Annotated in this window: 21 protein-coding genes; 11 read left to right on the top strand and 10 right to left on the bottom strand. The window is 32.5% G+C overall.

Features of this window, described 5'->3' with window-relative positions; genetic code table 11:
* The first annotated feature begins 138 nt into the window (after nucleotides 1–138).
* The 8 genes from IPN31_12045 (at nucleotide 139) to IPN31_12010 (ending at nucleotide 7,153) form a co-directional block, all read left to right on the top strand.
* Nucleotides 139–861, top strand: a complete 723-nt coding sequence (locus IPN31_12045; protein ID MBK8682614.1) for a hypothetical protein — start codon at nucleotides 139–141, stop codon at nucleotides 859–861.
* A 158-nt stretch (nucleotides 862–1,019) separates the two neighbouring features.
* On the top strand, nucleotides 1,020–1,751 hold the full coding sequence (locus tag IPN31_12040) for an SIMPL domain-containing protein (protein ID MBK8682613.1): 732 nt from the start codon (nucleotides 1,020–1,022) through the stop codon (nucleotides 1,749–1,751).
* Between the two features lie 587 nt (nucleotides 1,752–2,338).
* On the top strand, nucleotides 2,339–2,878 hold the full coding sequence (locus IPN31_12035) for a DUF4142 domain-containing protein (GenBank protein MBK8682612.1): 540 nt from the start codon (nucleotides 2,339–2,341) through the stop codon (nucleotides 2,876–2,878).
* Nucleotides 2,879–2,881: 3 nt separating this feature from the next.
* Nucleotides 2,882–3,223: a cupredoxin domain-containing protein gene (locus tag IPN31_12030; protein MBK8682611.1), complete on the top strand. Its 342-nt coding sequence runs from the start codon at nucleotides 2,882–2,884 to the stop codon at nucleotides 3,221–3,223.
* Nucleotides 3,224–3,584: 361 nt separating this feature from the next.
* Nucleotides 3,585–4,868, top strand: coding sequence for a porin (locus IPN31_12025; protein MBK8682610.1), 1,284 nt, complete (start codon nucleotides 3,585–3,587; stop codon nucleotides 4,866–4,868).
* 558 nt (nucleotides 4,869–5,426) lie between these two features.
* A complete protein-coding gene (locus tag IPN31_12020; protein MBK8682609.1) occupies nucleotides 5,427–5,723 on the top strand; it encodes a hypothetical protein in 297 nt (98 codons plus the stop codon).
* Nucleotides 5,724–5,737: 14 nt separating this feature from the next.
* Nucleotides 5,738–6,304, top strand: coding sequence for a DUF4256 domain-containing protein (locus IPN31_12015; GenBank protein ID MBK8682608.1), 567 nt, complete (start codon nucleotides 5,738–5,740; stop codon nucleotides 6,302–6,304).
* Between the two features lie 150 nt (nucleotides 6,305–6,454).
* Entirely contained in the window at nucleotides 6,455–7,153 is a 699-nt protein-coding gene (locus tag IPN31_12010; GenBank protein ID MBK8682607.1) for a VIT family protein, read from the top strand.
* A 65-nt stretch (nucleotides 7,154–7,218) separates the two neighbouring features.
* On the opposite strand, the gene IPN31_12005 is transcribed toward IPN31_12010, so the two are convergent.
* Nucleotides 7,219–8,571, bottom strand: a complete 1,353-nt coding sequence (locus IPN31_12005) for a T9SS type A sorting domain-containing protein (protein ID MBK8682606.1) — start codon at nucleotides 8,569–8,571, stop codon at nucleotides 7,219–7,221.
* A gap of 220 nt (nucleotides 8,572–8,791) precedes the next feature.
* Here IPN31_12005 and IPN31_12000 point away from each other — a divergent pair, with 220 nt between their 5' ends.
* Nucleotides 8,792–9,334 (top strand): biliverdin-producing heme oxygenase, encoded by a 543-nt coding sequence (locus IPN31_12000; GenBank protein MBK8682605.1) that lies wholly within the window; start codon nucleotides 8,792–8,794, stop codon nucleotides 9,332–9,334.
* An 85-nt stretch (nucleotides 9,335–9,419) separates the two neighbouring features.
* Here the strand turns inward: IPN31_12000 and IPN31_11995 are convergent, their stop codons facing one another.
* The 9 genes from IPN31_11995 to IPN31_11955 form a co-directional block, all read right to left on the bottom strand.
* On the bottom strand, nucleotides 9,420–10,217 hold the full coding sequence (locus IPN31_11995; protein ID MBK8682604.1) for a neuromedin U: 798 nt from the start codon (nucleotides 10,215–10,217) through the stop codon (nucleotides 9,420–9,422).
* Between the two features lie 146 nt (nucleotides 10,218–10,363).
* Nucleotides 10,364–11,266, bottom strand: coding sequence for a cation transporter (locus IPN31_11990; GenBank protein ID MBK8682603.1), 903 nt, complete (start codon nucleotides 11,264–11,266; stop codon nucleotides 10,364–10,366).
* 304 nt (nucleotides 11,267–11,570) lie between these two features.
* Nucleotides 11,571–12,035, bottom strand: coding sequence for a GNAT family N-acetyltransferase (locus IPN31_11985; protein MBK8682602.1), 465 nt, complete (start codon nucleotides 12,033–12,035; stop codon nucleotides 11,571–11,573).
* Nucleotides 12,036–12,285: 250 nt separating this feature from the next.
* On the bottom strand, nucleotides 12,286–13,749 hold the full coding sequence (locus IPN31_11980; GenBank protein MBK8682601.1) for a beta-lactamase family protein: 1,464 nt from the start codon (nucleotides 13,747–13,749) through the stop codon (nucleotides 12,286–12,288).
* 124 nt (nucleotides 13,750–13,873) lie between these two features.
* Nucleotides 13,874–14,140 carry a hypothetical protein gene (locus IPN31_11975; protein MBK8682600.1) on the bottom strand — a complete coding sequence of 89 codons (267 nt, stop codon included), beginning with the start codon at nucleotides 14,138–14,140 and terminating at the stop codon, nucleotides 13,874–13,876.
* 991 nt (nucleotides 14,141–15,131) lie between these two features.
* Nucleotides 15,132–15,371, bottom strand: a complete 240-nt coding sequence (locus IPN31_11970; GenBank protein ID MBK8682599.1) for a hexameric tyrosine-coordinated heme protein — start codon at nucleotides 15,369–15,371, stop codon at nucleotides 15,132–15,134.
* A gap of 136 nt (nucleotides 15,372–15,507) precedes the next feature.
* On the bottom strand, nucleotides 15,508–16,305 hold the full coding sequence (locus IPN31_11965) for a CPBP family intramembrane metalloprotease (GenBank protein ID MBK8682598.1): 798 nt from the start codon (nucleotides 16,303–16,305) through the stop codon (nucleotides 15,508–15,510).
* 9 nt (nucleotides 16,306–16,314) lie between these two features.
* Nucleotides 16,315–16,767, bottom strand: a complete 453-nt coding sequence (locus tag IPN31_11960) for a serine hydrolase (GenBank protein MBK8682597.1) — start codon at nucleotides 16,765–16,767, stop codon at nucleotides 16,315–16,317.
* A gap of 21 nt (nucleotides 16,768–16,788) precedes the next feature.
* Nucleotides 16,789–17,415 carry a beta-lactamase family protein gene (locus tag IPN31_11955; GenBank protein ID MBK8682596.1) on the bottom strand — a complete coding sequence of 209 codons (627 nt, stop codon included), beginning with the start codon at nucleotides 17,413–17,415 and terminating at the stop codon, nucleotides 16,789–16,791.
* A 189-nt stretch (nucleotides 17,416–17,604) separates the two neighbouring features.
* On the opposite strand from IPN31_11955, the gene IPN31_11950 reads away from it, so the two are divergent.
* On the top strand, nucleotides 17,605–18,303 hold the full coding sequence (locus IPN31_11950) for an SDR family oxidoreductase (protein ID MBK8682595.1): 699 nt from the start codon (nucleotides 17,605–17,607) through the stop codon (nucleotides 18,301–18,303).
* 126 nt (nucleotides 18,304–18,429) lie between these two features.
* Entirely contained in the window at nucleotides 18,430–19,359 is a 930-nt protein-coding gene (locus tag IPN31_11945; protein MBK8682594.1) for a DMT family transporter, read from the top strand.
* Nucleotides 19,360–19,488: the final 129 nt, after the last annotated feature.

Here is a 19,488-nt window from a genome sequence, read left to right as displayed (position 1 = left end):
GTTTTATTAGGCAATAATAAAGAACAGACATTCGTAAAAAATGAATTTAATGAAACAATACATTCAGAACTCCGGATTTTCTTAAATGAATTTCCGGGCAAAAAATGCGGATAAATATGAAACCTATTAACTGAAATTATGGAAGTCCAAACACACAATCAGCCCCCAATTCACAAAAAGAAAGGAGCAGAATACCTGTTATTATTTTTTATAATTTTTACCGCAGTGTTTCTTGGCTTACTTGCTTACAACTGGCGAGTGTATTTGCTGGAGAATAGAAAGGAAGTTGATTATATACATGCATTGGTTGCTGATATAAAATCGGACACTTCCACCATTAATCAAACTATAAATTTTAATGAGGGTATCGGCAGGGCAGATTCATCACTTTTGTCTTTATTGCGGATGCCTGAAAAGGATATCAAGACCTTGCATAAAATTTTTATTTTAAATCCTATTTCTCAAAATTTTGATTATCATATAAATGATTCAAAAACATTTGACCAGTTAAAATATACTGGTGATTTTCACTTGATAAGAAATAAAAAAGTGTTGGCAGGTTTAACTGAATACTATCAGCAAATTGACATGATAAATATTTTTAAAGAGGAAATTCAAAATAATGTTGTGCTCACATATAATCTTTCTTTTAAAGTACTTGACCAATACGCTTACGACAATTTTGCTGACCCCTCTCTTGCTTTGATAACTCAGGATGCATCAATACTTAATGAATATACGAACATGCTACATAATTTGATAATTACCTACAGGATGTTTAATAGAATGCTGAGGCTTATAAAAAACAAAGCACAAGATCTTCTTTTATTAATTGATGAAGAGTACACCTTGAATACGTGATTGATTAAAAACACGAATGCATAATAATTTTATTTTGTAGAGTTCAGATAATTTCAATTCAAAAATTTAAATTGGATATTTTGAATTTATAATTCGTAAATATTTATATTATTACTGATAATTGAATAATTTAACCTTAATATAATTACATACAAACAATGAATAGACTAAAACAACTTTTAACAATAGCATTTTTACTAATTACAGTACTAACATTTGGGCAAACGTCCAATACCAATTTTGAGGAATCACCATACATTGAAGTAATCGGGACGGCAGAGAAGGAAGTTATTCCTGATGAAATTTATATTGGGATTATTATTCATGAAAAGTATGTAAATAAAGTCAAGGTAACAATTGACGAACAAGAAGATAAACTTAAAAGTGCAATTGTATTGCTTGGCATTGAATTAACAAACTTATACTTGTCGGACGCAAATGCTGACTTTGTAAAAATTCATTGGTTGAAAAAGGGAGTACTGACAAAAAAGGATTATACATTAAAAGTTTCTAATGCCACGACAGTTGGACAAGTGTTTCAGAAACTTGAAGAACTTGAAATTACAGATGCATTTATTTCAAAAGTTAGCCATTCAAAAATTGACAGCTTAAAAAAAGATGCAAGAATAATTGCAATTAAAGATGCTAAGAACAAAGCCGACTATTTATTAGAAGCAATTGGTGAACAGACGGGGAAACCTTTAATTGTAAAAGAGAGTGAAGTATCTTCTATTAAAAATCAGAGTGAAGTGAATGTTAATGGTTCTCGATCTGATATCGTATATTACTATATTGATGGTGTAAAAGTTCAGGGCAAAGAAGAAAATGAAATTCAATTTCAAAAAATTATAATTCGCACAACTATTTACGTCAAGTTTTTAATTAAATGACAATAACAAATTGGGTGACGGAGTAGAAAACATTGGATATATCATCACCTTCTTAAAAACGGAATTTCGTGTTTCTAATACAGTTTCATGATTATTAAAATTATTGTTTTCAGTAAATATCAAGTCTATTCTAATAAGATTTTCTTCTTTTAATTTTATATAATGAAATATGAAATTATTGAAAATACTATTTGATTAAAATATATTATCAAAATCTAAACAAGCCGAAGTATTTTTTGTTATTTAAAGGAAGAAGGGATATATTAAATGATATGTTGTTTTCCGGTTTGTATTCTTAATTTAATTATAAAGAGATTACGAATTAAGTCTGAAGGATTATAAAACTTGAGTGCATTGAATTGTAATTGAAAGTTAGTTGATTTTAATCCTTTGAAACACACACTTTACTGAGTTGATATCTGATTATTAATTTGTTATTTAAAGTAATACATCACCTCTCAAATGAACAGATATTTTTACCGAATTCAATTTACGCATTCAGGTTCTTAGATTTTTTAGAAAAAGGATTGTAACCTTTCAATATTATACCTACTCTAATTATTTATTAACATCAAAAAATATTTAAAATGAAAAATCTAAAAAGAAACGCCTTGGTAACCGGCGTAGTTTGTTTATTCGTTACACTATTAACTCCTGCATTTGCACAGCAATCAGCAAAACTTACTGATGCAGATATTGCCAAAATAGCTGTTGTAGCTAATCAGAATGATATTGACTTTGCAAAAATTGCATTACAAAAATCGAAAGATCCTAAAGTAATTGAATTTGCAAATACTATGATTTCCGATCATCAGGCAGTGATTGATATGGCAGTTGCATTGGTTACAAAATTGAAAGTAACACCAACAGAAAATGCAGTGAGTAAAGAGTATCTTGCTAATGCACAGGAAACAATGAAAATGCTGAATGGCAAATCTGCAAAATCATTTGATAAAGCGTATGTTGACAATGAAGTAGAATATCATAAAGCAGTAATCAATGCGGTGAAAACAGTTTTAATACCTCAATCTCAAAATGAAGAATTAAAAGCATTGTTGCAAAAAGCACTTCCAATTTTAGAAACACATCTTCAACATGCAGAAATGCTTCAAAGTGAAATGAAGTAAATCATGAAAGTTTTTAATGCTATTAAATTCGGTGTCTTTTTATTGTTATCCGGATTGCTTTTTATGTATGGTTGTGCAAAGGAGAAAAGCTATACACCACAATCCTATACTGTTGAAATTAAAGACATGAAATTTCAACCGGAAGAAATAACGGTGCATAAAGGAGACACTATAATTTGGACAAACAATGATATCGTAGCTCACGATGTAACCGAAGAAAACAAGGCATGGGCATCTCCGCCTTTGGCCAGTGGTTCTTCTTGGGAAAAAGTAATTGATAAGAGCGATTCTTACTATTGTAGTATTCATTTGGTGATGAAAGGGAAGATTATTTTAGAAGAGTAATTCAAACCCTAATTTGGCATAATAAAAAACTATCGGTCATTTTTTTTTGATCGGTAGTTTTTTTTTGACTATTGATTTATTAAATGGCTATTGGCAATTGGCCGTTAGCAGTTGGCGAAAAAAACGATGACTTTATCTAAATTGACCATTGACTATTGACTATTGACTATTGACCATTGAACATTGCCTATTGCCAATTGCATATTATTTTTTCATTCACCATTCACCATTCACCATTCACTATCGGTTGATTTAAAAAATTATACTTTTGACATTCACCATTAAATAATAAACTGATTATCCGGTACTCAATACCCAATACTCAATACCCGATACTCACTACCAATTAAATCTATTTCAAATGTATTTTTCAAAATCTCTGATTGTATTTCTATTATTCTTCTTCACTTTTCAGGGATTTGCACAGGACTCAACAAAATATATTGCCGACGGCACACAAGGTGAAGTGATGAAAGCTGCTGAACCTGATACCTTAAATTTCAGAGAAAGATTTGATGGCTGGAATGAATTTGATGGCTCACTTACCACATTGAAATTAGGTCTTGGCTTTTTATATGAATATGCCAATTATATTCAAAATGATGCAGCGGCAACACAAATGGATTCTGCTGATTTAGAATTAATTCCTGCCGGAAAAATCCGTGACGTTAGGTTTTTAATGAGTGGTCAGTTTAAATTTAAACGCAGCATTGTATGGAAAATAGGAGTGATGTATGACGGCCCGACGGACACTTGGTTTGTTAGAGAAACCGGACTGATGGTGCATGTACCTGAATTATTCGGATACTTTTTTATCGGTCGTACTAAGGAAGGGTTTTCTTTGAATAAAGTAATGAATGGATATTCAGGTTGGACCATGGAACGACAAATGGCAATTGATGTAATTCCCATTTTAGCAGATGGTATTAAATGGATGGGCTTTTTACCTAAATCAAGAATTATTTGGAATGCAGGTTACTATAATGATGTATTTTCCGAAGGTCAATCTTTTTCTACATACAAGTGGCAAGTTGCTGGTCGTGTGGGTTGGTTACCTGTATATTCCGATGATGGAAAAACACTTGTACATATAGGAATAAATGCCCGTTATGGAGAAGTATATAATGACATTATGCGTTTGAAGTCAAGACCGGAAGCTTTTCCTGCGCCTTACTTTTTAGATACAAAAGATTTTGCTGCAGATCAATCTATTCATGTTGGATATGAAGCATATTATCGCAACGGATCATTTATGTTAGGCAGTGAATTTTATCTGCATAAATTTCATTCACCGGAAACAAATAATCCGCTATTTCATGGTGGCGAAATAGTGGCTACATATATACTTACCGGAGAAGTAAGACCATATACAACTGTGAGTGGAATATTCGGATTTGTACCTGTTGCAAGGCCAATTACAAAAGGTGGTCCCGGTGCAGTGGAAGCAGTACTTCGTTTCTCCACTCTTGATTTAAATAGTGGCAATTTAGAAGGTGGTAGTTTCTGGAGAATTACACCTATGATTAATTGGTATCCCACTTCTAAAGTAAGATTAGAACTTGCGTATGGATATGGTGTATTAGATCGTTTCGAATTAGAAGGCGCTACACAATTTTTTCAAGGAAGAGTGCAGGTGGTTTTTTAGTTTTTTGTTTGGCGTATTAATCATACAAAATTCATAAAGTACGGCACTTTGAAATAGGTGTTTTTAAAACGCCTTAATTATTAACCAATTTTATTATTAGTTTTCTACGCTGATATTTTTCTAAATTTTAAAAATTATGCAATGCAATTATGCATACTATTCATTTTACAAATATTATTTATGCTTGCATCTTGCAATGAGCATCAAAACGCACAATCCGAAAAAAAATCGTTTTACCATGAAGAGGTTTTACTATCAATTGGCAACACCGTTTCAGAATTAAGCGATGACATTTTAATTATATATCAGGATAAAAAAATATTTACTGGCTTGGCACACATGAATCAGGTGCATATAAATTCAATGGGAACTCATTCTAGAAATTCAAACCTTAATAGGTAGTTTTTGTTTCATAATATTATTGATGGAATGCTTTATCTCAAAATAAAAAATTAGTTTTTGAAATGAGAAAAATTAAAAACAAATTGAAAATAGTTTTAGTAATACTTGTTTTGATTGTAAGTATTAATGCAAACGCCACACATACTTTAACTTACTATGTACTACGAAACTGAATATGTACAAGGCCCTTGGAACAGAGCCGATGATCTTATAAATTCAAATTATAAATATTTAACTCCGGTTAAATATGATGATGCATTTGGAACTGTGATAGCTGAAATAGTGAACAAAATGTTATCTTGCTTAAATGAAAATAATCCGGAAAATTATAATTGGAGTTACAGCTTAATTGTTGAAGGCGATACTGTAATTCTCACACCCAAGGAAAAGATTATGAATTGGGAAACTGTAAAAAATGAAATTACCGCAACATTTATAATAACAACAAAATAAAAATTGAAAGCATTATGAAAAATAATAAAAAGCAATTATCTAATGAACAAAATGAAGAACTAATCCAAACATTAAAAACTCGGTTTGAAAAAAATAAAAGTCATCTTAAAGGTCTTAACTGGATTGAAATAGAAAAAAGACTTTTGGCAAATCCGGAAAAATTGTGGTCGTTAAATGAAATGGAAATGACAGGCGGCGAACCCAATGTAGTGGCTCGAGATAAGAAGTCGGGTACATTTATTTTTTTTGATTGTTCTGCAGAAAGTCCGAAAGGAAGAAGAAGTGTTTGTTATGACCATGCAGCATTAGAATCACGCAAAGAACATCAACCAAAAAATAGTGCATTAGGTATGGCATCGGATATGGGCATTGAAATTTTGACCGAAGAGCAATATTGTGCATTGCAGAAATTAGGAAAGTATGATACGAAAACTTCAAGTTGGATAAAGACTCCTGATACAATCAGAAAACTCGGTGGTGCTATTTTTTGTGATTTTCGCTATGACACTATTTTCGTTTATCATAATGGAGCAGAATCGTATTATGCTGCTCGGGGATTTCGTGGTTCGTTGACGGTTTGACTTTGTAGGTAGGCGCTAACAATTTTTAATAGTGTATAGCATAAACATTAATTAAGTTAATGATACTTATAATTTTTATGTTGCTTTATAATTGGAAAATGAATTTGTTGACTACCGGGATTATTAATTGTATCATTAATAATATAAATTATGAATTACGAAGATAAATTAGAGAAACATTATATAAACCGTAGTAATTGGTTAAGGGCTGCTGTGTTGGGAGCGAACGATGGCATTTTATCAACGGCAAGTATCGCAATTGGTGTTGCCGCAGCAAGTGATTTAAGAGAGCCAATTGTGTTAGCTGCTTTAGCAGGATTAGCAGCAGGTGCATTATCAATGGCAGCAGGTGAATATGTTTCTGTAAGTTCTCAAACAGATATTGAAAAGGCAGATATTAAAAGAGAAAAAAAAGAGCTGAAAGAAATACCGGAAATTGAATTAAGAGAATTAGCAAAGGTGTATGAAAAAAGAGGGGTTAAAAAAGAAACTGCGTTAGAAGTAGCGAAACAACTTACTGCGCACAATGCACTAGAAGCACATAAAAGAGATGAGTTAGGAATTAATGAAATCAGTCAGGCACACCCTCTTCAGGCTGCATTAGCATCGGGAGCATCGTTTACATTTGGAGGCATTATGCCATTTCTTGTTTCTATGTTTTTACCTGTAAAAGAAATGATTTACTATCAATATGGATTTGCAATTTTATTCCTTGTTATCTTGGGTACTGTTGCAGCAAAAGCAGGAGGGTCTCCTGTTGGAAAAGCAATTTTAAGAATCACTTTTTGGGGAACTGTTGCAATGGGATTAACAGCAATGGTTGGTTATTTTTTTGGAGTGAATTTATAACACATAAATCAACTTTACTAAATTCTGAAAGTAAGGCGCATTGTTTTAACAGCGGGTTAAATTTGTCAATCTAATTTTAAAAATTTCACATGTGTTTTTGAATTTATATCAGAAACAACTAATGAATATATTCCAACAGAAAAATTTTGGGTATCAATCGTAATACTTTCATCGTTTATCAAAAATTTTTCTAAGACCATTTCTCCCATTTGATTAAATATTGTTAGAGTAACTCTACTAAGTTCATTCGTTATTTTAATATGTAAATTATCCTTACAAGGATTTGGAGAAATACGAATTAAATTATCGTCTGCATTACTAATTGCAATTGTGTTTGAAATAGTTGAACTCGCATATCCTATTTCCCAATAATAATCAAGTTGATCGGGTAAAATTTCGGCTATATCTTTTCCGGTATACCACATTTCATATTTGTCTTCACCTTTAATAATTGCCGGAAATGATGCTGTATTTGCATCCCAATCATCCACACCTCCTCTTGTCAAAACCGGATTCAAATCTGACTTTGTCCATGTAATCCCATCATCAGAAGTTGCGAAGCCAACCTGTTGTCCAAAACCCTCCACATCATTTCCACCATACCACATGTAATAGATTTCATCATTATAAATAACATGAGGATCTTGCACATAATAACTATCCCATGCATCCATCTCTGTACTAAGAACTGGGTTGCCTGCATATTTTGTCCATGTAATGCCATCATCAGAAGTAGCGAAGCCAATATTTGCTTTTCCATCCGTATCGTTTCCATCCACAATTGCATCATAGCCGCAATACCACATTTTAAAAATAGCTCCATCCCAAATTACAGAAGGTCCTTCAAGAAAACCATTATCCCATTCAGATTCAGAACCTACTTGTAAAACAGGAGTAGAATGTTTTGTCCAGTTAATTCCATCTGCAGAAAAAGCATATCCAATATCATAGCGATAGGAATTAAAATACTGACCGGCATACCACATTTTATAGCGTTCGGATTCTGAGGCGGTAGAATCATAAATGATAGAAACTGTTTCCACACCAAGAGAATCCCATAAACCATCGTACGAAACATCCAGAATTGGATTGCCCGCATATTTGTCCCAATGCAAACCATCCATTGAAGTAGCATAGCAGATTCTGGACCGAAGCAAAGTGTCTGTCGGAAAATTAAATCCTCCGGCAGTGTACCACATTTTATATGTTGTACCTTCCTTTATCACCCAACAATCACTTATTGCAATTAAATCATTTGGGAAATTGGAAATAACAGTATCTCGAATAAGTACAGGATTATCAATTGCTTTTACCCAAACAGTTTGAGCTTGTAATTCACTAATAAATAGTATTGAGCATATTAGTATTTGCCAAACCAAAGGGATTTTATTTTTTTTGGGAATTGAATATAGTGCCATTGTGATAATTGTTTTTAATATCAACCTGTTGAAAAAATAAGTAAATCAAATATAGGGTTAATACTTGCTTTCAAAATATGTATTAAATTGAATCCGAATAGTTTTTATGAATTTGATTTAAAGCAGAAACTCATTGAATCGTTATAAGAAATTTTCCGGTATTGTTTTAATCTCTACTATTAATTTCGATAGCCCTAAATTTGCAAAAAATAGAAACAGGATGTTACCATTAAAAGAAGCAACAAGTGTAAAGCACAGACAGGCTGAAAAAATGCCGTTTAATACGAGAATGATTGAAGGGCTATTGAGTAAGGAAGAATATGTATTATACCTCAATCAACAATTGCAAATTTTTAAAGCAATGGAAAATAGGGGAGTACCTCATGATAGTTTAAAAAGAGCTGAACGCATTGAACAGGATATTGCAGAATTAAATGCACAGAAAATTTATTCTGATACAATTTTAAATAGCACGCAAGAATATGTGAATTATCTAAACGCATTATCCGATGAAGATCTATTAGCACATATCTATCTCAATTATTTGGCTTTAATGTTTGGCGGACAGATAACAAAAAAGTCGGTACCTTCTACTGGTAAAATGTATGACTTTGAAAATATGCAAGAAGGAATGATGTCAGTAAGAAAAGTGCAAAAAGATGAATGGGCGGATGAAGTAAATAAAGGCTTTGATTTTAATATTCAATTATTCGACGAATTGGAATCAGCTTGTAAGAAATTAGAATCTACTTCTAACAAATAATTTTTTAAAATACATATTTGAAACTTATATTATCGGTTGGATCTTTTCCAATCCATAATATAAGTTTTTTAATTTACGGTACTACTTATTTCTTCTTTTCTAATACACTTGTTGGAAGAAGTACTACTGCCTGGAGACGCAAAGTCCAATCAGCACCATAGTCCGGTTTAACAACATTGTAATAGGCACTTGCATTTAAATTTAAAGGAAGCTTGCCACCCAACTTTACAATCTTGCCGGCACCAATTCCAAAAGGAACTGTCCATTGATTTCCATCAGGTGCATTCCAGTTTGATGTAATAATTGGCGATGTTGTTATATAAGAGCCACCGGGTAAATTGTAATTGATAAAATATTGCAAAAGCATACTATTAATACTTTCATTTCCGACAGACCATACATTATTAATAAGACCACCCACTACCCATTTACCTGGCATTGCCAATGCGACAATTGATGGACCTACACCCCATTCTTGTGGCCCTAAACTCGGGTCAGATGCAGTAGGAAAATTTACAACCGGACCAACTCCCCAAGTAATTCCTTTTGATTCATTCGCATAAAATGCAGTAAAAGTAATATCGCCTAAACCTGATGTGCCACCGGTTTCAGAACTGATATCGGGTTGCCAAACTATTGGAATTATTGTGCGAGTGATTAGCTTGCCTTTGAAGAAAGGTAACACGGGTTGAATGTTCAAAACATTTTGAGAACGGTCGTAAGGGCCTATACCAAAATTTGTATTATTCTGAAATGGAAAACTCATCATGTTTGCCAATGGATTTTGCGATGCCTTTGCTAAATCTTCATTGGATTCCTGAGCAAATAATGTAGGGGAACATATTGAGAACAATAATAATGCAGGTAAAAATATTTTTCGCATACTAGTATTTTAAAGTAGAATTTATAATCGAATAAAAGTAAGACAAAACTTCTGTTCAAAGGTTTAAGATTCCAGAAAAAAAATAATTGTATATCTATTTTTCGAAATAGATATACAAATGAAAAAAGTTGTAATTAGCTCTCTCGCTATTCACTCGGTTCTATATGAATTAACACATTTCCTAATTGAGGTATTTCTTCATGCAAAGTGTCTTTCAACTTATGTGCAAGATCATGTCCTGCTTTTACTGAAATATTTTTGTCAACTGTAGCATGCAGATCAATATGATAAATCATTCCTGTTTTTCTTATAAAGCATTTTTCTGTTGCTAATATTCCGGAAACTGTAAGAGATATTTTTCGAATATCTTTTTCCAGATCATCATATAAGTGCTCGTCCATAATTTCTCCGAGTGCCGGACGAAAAATTAAATAGCTGTTATACAAAATAAAACCAGAAGCAAACAATGCGGCCCAATCATCTGCTGCTTCATATCCTTTACCAAAATACAATGCAATCGCAATTCCGATAAATGCAGCAACAGAAGTAATTGCATCGCTTCTATGATGCCAGGCATCTGCTTTTAATGCAGTGCTATTCGTTTGTTTTGCTTTTTGCATTACTAAACGAAATGAAATTTCTTTCCATAGTATTATAGGAGCAAGAACAAACAATGTCCACACTTTTGGTGGCTCGTGAGATGAACCTATATTAATTATACTTTTATATGCAATGATTGTAGCAGAAGTTATTAAAAAACCAACTACCAGAAACGTAATTAAAGGCTCTGCTCGTCCATGCCCATAAGGATGATTTTTATCCGGCGGTTTGCTAGAATATTTAATTCCGAATAAAACTAATATGGAAGCGAATATATCGGTGGTGGATTCTATTGCATCTGCAATCAGTGCGTATGAATTACCGAAGAAACCGGCAAGTCCTTTTACAATTGCTAAAACAATATTTGCAAGTATGCTAAAATACGTTGTTCTGATTGCTGTTTGTTCATTCCTTGTTATTGCTTTGTTGTTTGTACCCTGTTGTTGCATAGAACATATGTTCAAGAAAAACCAAGGTAGGTAATAAAATGTTATTGAGGGAAATCTTTAATATTTAATCAATTCGCTTAAAGAAACTTACATTTTTTCTTGCTAATAAATTAATTTAAGATTGTGTTAATGAATACATAAACCGATAGGGGGCAAATCTTAATCAGTAACCACTTTCACAATATAATCTGTATTCATTAAATTGAGTGTGCCCATGTAGCGCAGATTAAATGAAATTAAGTCTCCGGTTTTGTAATTTTTTTTATTGTGGTCGAGATCTAATTTCTATCTGAATTCCTTTAATTTATCGTAATCCATTTTCATATTCATTTATTTGCCCTTGATACCGCATTTCTAGATATTTATTTGTGAAGCCCAATTTTTCATAAAGAAATTTTGCAGGATTATTTGGTTCCACATGTAATGCAATTCCACCATTGGTTTTTGGAATAACTTCTTGCATTAATTTTCTTCCAATACCTTTTCCACGAAAATCACGATGTACTGCTATGTAAACTAAAATATTGGATGGAATATATCCTTCCATACCTGTATGATTTATTACTACAGCCCCAACTAAAATTTTGTCTTCTAAACCTAACAAAACAAATCCACCTCTGTTCGGATTAAGTGCATATTCAATTGCTTTCAGAATATCTTCTTTTTTATCACGAAATTGATCTAAATGATCTTCCAGAAATTTTGCAATTGATATGTTATTGTAATTGGTGTTTTCTCCGGTAGTGGTGTCTATTAAAATATAATTCATTGTGTATTGGGTTTAATTTTTTTTAATAATGAAGTAACAAGAAATCACAAAATAAAAGAGATTGTTAATGTGTACACCCGATAGGGATGCAACGATGAAATATTTGAAAACAAGAAACGAATTGAAACATTTGGGAAATACCTGCGAGTGTTGCTAAGAAAATAAAATCAGATGAATAGTTTGTGAGCGCTTTGATATAGTAACTTTAAGCGAAATGACCTTTGCAAATCTTAATTGACTTATGCGGTATTTATAATCTGTTCATTATCTCAGCTACTTTAGCTGCGAATTTCGGTGTATTAAAATATTCATTATTGGAAAGAATTATTACCGACAAATCTTTATCTAAAAAATGTAGAATGAAGGTGATATTTCCACCCCAATTTCCTGAATGATAAATAAGACTTTCATATTTTGAATCATTTTGTATTTCCCATCCATAGCCATAATTAGAAAGTTCTCCATCCTCTGTTTTATAGGGCTGAATTGCCCTATCAAAAGTTTCTTTACTCACCAATTGATATGTTCTTAAACTATTATCCCAAATTGCTAAGTCAGTGATTGTAGAATTAATTGCGCCATCACCGGTAACGCCATCCATATAAATGTAATAGTCCAATTCAGGGATTTTACTTACCGGCAAGTATTGCATACTATCCGAAGAAAAGGTATGCCCATTTGCACGATTAATTAAAATTTCATTTTCAGAATATCTGGTGTTATAAACTCTGCTGTGTTTCATCCCTAACGGTTGAAATATATTAGCAGATAAAAATTCAGAAAAAGATTTGCCGGATGCTTGTTCAATAATTAATGATAGCATCGCATAACCTGTATTGCTGTATTCGTATTCTTTACCGGGTTTGAAGATTGCTTTAGGTTTATATTTTATTAAATACTCCAGTATATCTTTATTCGTAGCAACTTTGTTTTTATCCCAATGCTTATCCAGTAGTTCCATATAATCCGGTAGTCCGGAAGTATGCGTTAATAAATTTTCAATCGTAATATTTTTATAAGGGAAGTCTGGGAAGAAATCATTTACAGTATTATCATAACTCAGCTTACCTTGTTCCTGAAGAATCATTATAGCCATTGCTGTAAATTGTTTGCTGCAAGAAGCAAGGTCAAACATAGTACTATCATTCAGTGGGGATTTCGTTTCAAAATCTGCATATCCTTCACATTGCTCATAAAATACTTTTTTGTTTTTCAACACTAAAATGCAGCCATTGAAATTTGCTGCATTGTGTTTCAGATTTACTATGCTGTCAATTGAAAATAATGCAGATTTTTCTGAGATAGGAGCAAGGGAATCATTTTTAGAAAATTGAAATTTATAACTTGGATTACTTAACCCAATAATTTTATTTTTTTTCGAAATATAAAAACCCATTGTTTGAATTTCGGTTGTATCCCTTATATATTTTAAATTAGCCAAATAGCTTCGACTGTTTCCTTTTTGAATGAGTGAATCAATTGTTGCACTGCCTATCATTTCGTATTGTAAGCTATATATTTGTTCAAGCCTTTTCTCAGTAAAAACAAGTTTTAACAAACCACTCATTGAATTTCTCATTTTCTCAAAATCCTGAGCATTATATCCTTCTATATAACCGTGTATTGGGTTTACAAGTGTGTCATTAGTAGTTTGAGAGTTTGCATGTATAAACACATTTGCAACACATAACATTGAAAGGATTATTTTTTTCATAAATTTTTTTCTAGCACTATTAGTACTTCAAAAATAAACTTTTCAAGTGATCAGGAAGAAATATAAATATTTGATGGTAGATAGAAAATGGAAAGCGTTTTCTGTTTGTAAAGAAGGAATCAGATTATTCATTTTTATTTCTTTCGTCTTTCCAGATTAAGGTCTTTTCAATTTCCCCTGTAAACTCCGGACATTTACCATCACCTTTTCCTGTAATGCCGCCATCGGGTGCGCAAAGTAAAATGCATTTATCATCATACAATTTGCTGAACCGATCGCAACAGGCAGAATTAAAATAGTAATAGATTTTACCATCTGCTTTCCATTCCCATACTTCTGCAGGTGGATTTTGCACTTCTTCTTTCTGAATTTCTCTGATTTTATTTTCTATACAGTTAGGGGCTTCCTTCGCTAAATTTAATTTCACGCAAGATGAAATTGTTAGTGTGAAAATAAATATCCCCGCTATTGTTGTAATTGAGTTTCTCATAAATGGTTTTATGTTTTACTAAATTTGGTTTGATTGCAAAAATAGAAATGTGTTTAAGTAAATAAAAAATAATCCCGCAGATGGCGCAGATATTCGCAGAAATAGGGAGTAAAAAAGTAATCCCGCAGATGGCGCAGATATTCGCAGATAAAAATAAATAATACATCAGCGTTAATCAGTGCAATAAGGGGAAGGAAATTTCTTAAAGATAAATAGAATAAAAATAAACCCGCAGATGGGACAGATATTCGCTGATAAAAATAAATAATACATCAGCGTAAATCAGCGCAATCAGCGGGAGGAAATTTCTTTCACATAGGTAGAATAAAAACAATCCCGCAGATGGGACAGATATTCGCTGATAAAACAAATAATACATCTGCGTTAATCAGCGCAATCAGCGGGAGGAAATTTCTTGCAGATAAATAGAATAAAACTAATCCCGCAGATAGCGCAGATATTCGCAGATATTCGCAGATAAAAATAAATAATACATCAGCGTAAATCAGCGCAATCAGCGGGAGGAAATTTCTTTCACATAGGTAGAATAAAAACAATCCCGCAGATAGCGCAGATATTCGCAGATAAAAAAATAAATATACATCTGCGTAAATCAGCGCAATCAGCGGGAGGAAATTTCTTGCAGATAAATAGAATAAAACTAATCCCGCAGATAGCGCAGATATTCGCAGATATTCGCAGATAACAAAGATAAATATTTATTCATTGTTAAGCAGTGAAATCAGCGGGAGGAAATTTCTTGCAGATAAATAGAATAAAAATAAACCCGCAGATAGCGCAGATATTCGCAGATAAAAAAATAAATATTACATCTGCGTAAATCAGCGCAATCAGCGGGAGGAAAATTCTTAAAGAAAAAAAATAAAGATTCTTATTTCCAGTAATTATTAGCAGCGGCAATGGTTGCAAATTCAGTTGCCACTGTTTGTCCAATTGCAATTAGCATAGCTGCATCTCCTGCATAAACAGGGCGCAGTTTTTCTCTCATTGCCGCATCGGGCTGCGTAATCTTAATTATAAGCCGGGACATTTTAACGGCTAATTGTCTTCCTTCTTCAGGTGTTTTTGTAATCAGGGAATTGTTGGGTACTAATTGCACTTCTTCTGACATGATTTATGTTTTTTTAGATTATAAAATTATTTGATTTATGAAATCGTTTACTATCTAAGCTAACAACTTTAAATTTTAAATGTTGGATAGCAATAAGAGAAAATTATATTTTATATAACTCTATCAAAATTGTGGTTTAATTTTTTTGATCATTATTTCTTTTCAACAGCAATGTTTTTCTGTTTATTTCGAAGGGTAAGTTATGGCGTTTCTTGTAATTGATAGTAAATAAAATAGCGATAGCAATGGTGAGTGCTCTGAATATATTTGCGGTTATTCCGCCAAGTGCTGTCGTGCCACTATCAAATAACATCCAGGAAAGATTCATAAATGTATGTGTGAATATGGGTACCCATAAATTATAATTCCATTCCGCAAAAAGCCATGCAAATAATACTGCTCCCATAAACGTAACTGAAAAAATTCCTACAAGCTCATTTAAGTCTTGGCTTTGATATAGATGTCCGGAAGCAAATATTAATGCACCCAAAAATATGGAGGGTATAAAACCCAATCGGGTATTTTTAAAAAGCTGTCCAAACAAAAAGCCTCTGTAATATAGTTCCTCCATGAAGCCAGCAATGAGAGTTCCTGCTATCAAGTCTTGAACTTCAATTTCATTGCTTAAGTTGAAGAAAATTAATCCTCCGGCAAACATCGGTAAAGTAAATAATGCACTTGTCCATATTCCTGTAAACATACTTTCAGAGAGTCCGAGATACTTTAAAATATTTCTGTTTTTATTTATAATCCATGTACCGATAAATATGGGAATACCAATTAAAAAATAGGTTGCGATATAACTTATTATACCCTGATGTGTAATAGAATCTAATTCAACTTTTATTGTTTTAAAATTTTGAAATAGTAAATAGAATGCTATAAAACTTAGGGCTACAATTATTAGATTTTTTATTGTTTTATTTGATTTCATTCTGCCAGATTATTTATTCAGAAATATATTGAGAAATACTTTTGCAAACTCTGAATTCAACACATTGCCCTTTTCTAAATTAAAGGGAGAGCTTAAGTTTTGGCTATTTGTCAAAATCACCAGAGTCAAATTCTTTTCTAGCACTTTAAGATATAATCCTGAATAAGCGTCGGGTTGTAAACCATAATGCCAGACTAAAGTGTAACCTTTGTATTTCTGTATAAACCAACCATAACCATAGGGTGAAATGCTTTTATCTATCAACTCAAAAGGAGTAAGCATTTTCTCCTTACTTGCTTGTGATATAATCTTATTATTGTTAAATGCATTATCAAAAAGTAATAAGTCATGAGCAGAAAATACAAGTCCGGCACCTGCGTTTAAATCCGGATCAGGAAAATCAACTCTTACAAAATTTCCGTTGTCATCCACTTTATAGGGTAAGGCAATTTCTTCCAACATTAATTTTTTTGAAGAGTCCAATTAAGAAGATGCGGAATGTTTTAATTGTAGTTTTTCAATTACTAAACTGTCCACCCATTTATCAAATGTTATTTTAGTAGCAGTTTGTACCACATCGGATAACATACCAAAAAGAAATCCATTGTATTTATATTTTGTACCCGGAATATTTTCAGCCGTATGTGATAAATGATGTTTTATTAAAATGTCATTACGTTCCGGATGATATTCATTTAACAGAAAGGAATACTCCGGCATTTCTTCATTGAAATATCCAAGAATTCTGCTGCAACTTCCTAAATAGTCAGGATAATAATCTTTAATCTTCCAATCTAAATCAATTTTATTTTCTTCTGCAAGATGCATTAAGATTGTTGAAAAAATGGGTTTGGTTAATGAAGCAATTCGCAAAGGGGTATTTCCTGACATTGGGATATTTTGCTCCACGTTTGCCAGACCAAATCCTGTAATAAGTTGTATAGAATCATTGATAGAAATACCTACGCTCATGCCGGGTATTTTATATGCTATGCGTAAAGAATCTAATTCATTCTCAAACAGCGCTATTTTGTTTATATCGTTTTCTTTCTGCGATTGGCATGAAGCAATCAGAATGATACACAACATAAATAATAATTTATTCAACATTACATCATAGTAATTTTATTTATTGCCAACATTAGAATATTAAAAGTAAACATTATTCAAAAGTGGTGTGTTATGGGAATAATAATTTCTTAAAAAAGTACACTCTATATTCACCTCTAAATTTAATTGGCTTTTCTGGATAGCGTTTACATTTATTTAGCGAAGCTGGGAAAAATTATTAAAACAACTATGCAAAATTATTTAATTATCGGAGGCTCTAGTGGTATAGGCCAGGAACTCGCTAATCAACTTTCTCAGACAGGCAATCATATAATTGCAACTTATAACAAAAATGAACCTAAGAATGAAAAGCCTGATATTGATTTTCATCCTTTAAATGTTTTGGAGGAAACATTTTCATTAGATTTTTTACCCGATGAATTGGCAGGATTAATTTACTGCCCGGGAAGTATTAATCTTAAACCTTTTGAAAGAATAAAACCCATAGATTTTGAAATGGATTATAAACTTCAGGTAATCGGAGCTATTAAAATTATTCAACAAGTATTACCAAGATTAAAGAAATCTAAAAATGCATCTATAGTTTTATTCTCTACAGTTGCTGTTCAAACCGGCCTGCCATTTCACACGCAGGTGGCCACTTCTAAGGGTGCAATTGAAGGATTAGCGAAAGCACTTGCGGCTGAATTTGCTCCTGCCATTAGAGTGAATTGTATTGCACCTTCCTTAACGGATACACCCTTGGCGGCGTTCTTGTTAAATACCGAACAAAAGAAAGAAGCCAATGCACTGCGTCATCCTTTAAAAAGAATTGGCTCCACAGAGGACATTGCAAATATGGCGGCGTTTTTACTATCTTCTAAAGCAGCTTGGATAACAGGTCAAATTCTACATGTAGATGGTGGTATGTCTTCTTTAAAAATTTAAATAATCATCGAAAAACATATTAAAGATAAAATGAAAGAAACTTTTCTATTTGCTGATTGGAAAATAATTATGGCAAACTATGAAGTGAGTCTTGATGAAAACCATATTTGCCGCTGAATTTTATTTATGAATAATTTTAAAACACACTCCGGATACATATTAGCTTTATTGGCAACTCTTATTTGGTCAGGTAATTTTATTGTAGCACGGGATTTAAATGCATCGTATTCTCCTGTTTCAATTTCATTTTTTCGATGGTTAATTGCCACCGTAGTAATTCTTCCTTTTGCACTACCTCATTTGAAGCGAGACTTCAAGCTGTTAATAGCGCAATGGCGACTCATCCTTGTGTTGTCATTAACGGGGGTTACTGTTTTTAATACACTGATATATCTTGCTGCCCACACCACTTCTGCATTTAATTTATCACTCTTCGCCATTACAGCTCCCATTTATGTAGTCTTTTTCAATTGGATGTTTTACAAAGAAATCATTACACGGAATCAAACGATTGGATTCATCATTCTTCTTGTTGGGTTACTCGTGTTACTTTCTAAAGGAAACCCGGAAAAAATTCTTGAACTTGAATTTAACAGAGGAGATTTATGGATGGCGGTAGCTGCCAGTATTTTTGCTTTTTATTCTTCCTTACTAAGAAAAAAGAATCCTGCTCTGGGTAACCTTTCTTTTTTATCTTCCACATTCATATTAGGTGTATTCATGTTAATTCCATTTTTCATTATAGATTTAATGAGCTCATCTTTACCATTAAAATTTACAACTTCCTCTACGTTGCAGTTTATTTTTATAGGTGTGGGACCTTCCATAATTTCCTATTATCTGTGGAATAAATCTGTTGTTGAAATAGGCTCAACAAAAGCAGCAACCATTTATAATACGCTTCCTATATTCAGTGCTTTTTTTGCGGCACTATTTCTTAACGAGCAGGTGTTAGCGATACAGATTGTAAGTTCTGCAATAATTGTAGCAGGGGTTTTATTAGTATTGCTTGGGAAGCGTAATAAGATTTCTGAATATGAGAGTGGACAGAAATGAGTAATCAGAAATGAGTGACCATTTACCATTCACCATTTACCATTGACTTTTGCTTATTGCCAATTGCATATTTTTTTCACTCACTACTCACAATTCACAATTCACCATTTATCCCTTATCTTTAAACCA

The organism is Bacteroidota bacterium, from assembly GCA_016715425.1.
GTDB lineage: Bacteria > Bacteroidota > Bacteroidia > Chitinophagales > BACL12 > JADKAC01.
Note: the sequence above shows the minus strand (reverse complement) of the source record. Positions and strands in the feature narration are given on the sequence as shown.

Coding starts and splice junctions, on each gene's coding strand:
- IPN31_11995 (MBK8682604.1), bottom strand. CDS start 10,217: ATGCGAAAAATATTTTTACCTGCATTATTATTGTTCTCAATATGTTCC.
- IPN31_12035 (MBK8682612.1), top strand. CDS start 2,339: ATGAAAAATCTAAAAAGAAACGCCTTGGTAACCGGCGTAGTTTGTTTA.
- IPN31_12025 (MBK8682610.1), top strand. CDS start 3,585: ATGTATTTTTCAAAATCTCTGATTGTATTTCTATTATTCTTCTTCACT.
- IPN31_11965 (MBK8682598.1), bottom strand. CDS start 16,305: ATGAAATCAAATAAAACAATAAAAAATCTAATAATTGTAGCCCTAAGT.
- IPN31_12000 (MBK8682605.1), top strand. CDS start 8,792: ATGTTACCATTAAAAGAAGCAACAAGTGTAAAGCACAGACAGGCTGAA.
- IPN31_11970 (MBK8682599.1), bottom strand. CDS start 15,371: ATGTCAGAAGAAGTGCAATTAGTACCCAACAATTCCCTGATTACAAAA.
- IPN31_12030 (MBK8682611.1), top strand. CDS start 2,882: ATGAAAGTTTTTAATGCTATTAAATTCGGTGTCTTTTTATTGTTATCC.
- IPN31_12005 (MBK8682606.1), bottom strand. CDS start 8,571: ATGGCACTATATTCAATTCCCAAAAAAAATAAAATCCCTTTGGTTTGG.
- IPN31_12045 (MBK8682614.1), top strand. CDS start 139: ATGGAAGTCCAAACACACAATCAGCCCCCAATTCACAAAAAGAAAGGA.
- IPN31_11945 (MBK8682594.1), top strand. CDS start 18,430: ATGAATAATTTTAAAACACACTCCGGATACATATTAGCTTTATTGGCA.
- IPN31_12040 (MBK8682613.1), top strand. CDS start 1,020: ATGAATAGACTAAAACAACTTTTAACAATAGCATTTTTACTAATTACA.
- IPN31_11955 (MBK8682596.1), bottom strand. CDS start 17,415: ATGTTGAATAAATTATTATTTATGTTGTGTATCATTCTGATTGCTTCA.
- IPN31_11980 (MBK8682601.1), bottom strand. CDS start 13,749: ATGAAAAAAATAATCCTTTCAATGTTATGTGTTGCAAATGTGTTTATA.
- IPN31_11990 (MBK8682603.1), bottom strand. CDS start 11,266: ATGCAACAACAGGGTACAAACAACAAAGCAATAACAAGGAATGAACAA.
- IPN31_12020 (MBK8682609.1), top strand. CDS start 5,427: ATGTACTACGAAACTGAATATGTACAAGGCCCTTGGAACAGAGCCGAT.
- IPN31_11960 (MBK8682597.1), bottom strand. CDS start 16,767: ATGTTGGAAGAAATTGCCTTACCCTATAAAGTGGATGACAACGGAAAT.
- IPN31_11985 (MBK8682602.1), bottom strand. CDS start 12,035: ATGAATTATATTTTAATAGACACCACTACCGGAGAAAACACCAATTAC.
- IPN31_11950 (MBK8682595.1), top strand. CDS start 17,605: ATGCAAAATTATTTAATTATCGGAGGCTCTAGTGGTATAGGCCAGGAA.
- IPN31_12015 (MBK8682608.1), top strand. CDS start 5,738: ATGAAAAATAATAAAAAGCAATTATCTAATGAACAAAATGAAGAACTA.
- IPN31_12010 (MBK8682607.1), top strand. CDS start 6,455: ATGAATTACGAAGATAAATTAGAGAAACATTATATAAACCGTAGTAAT.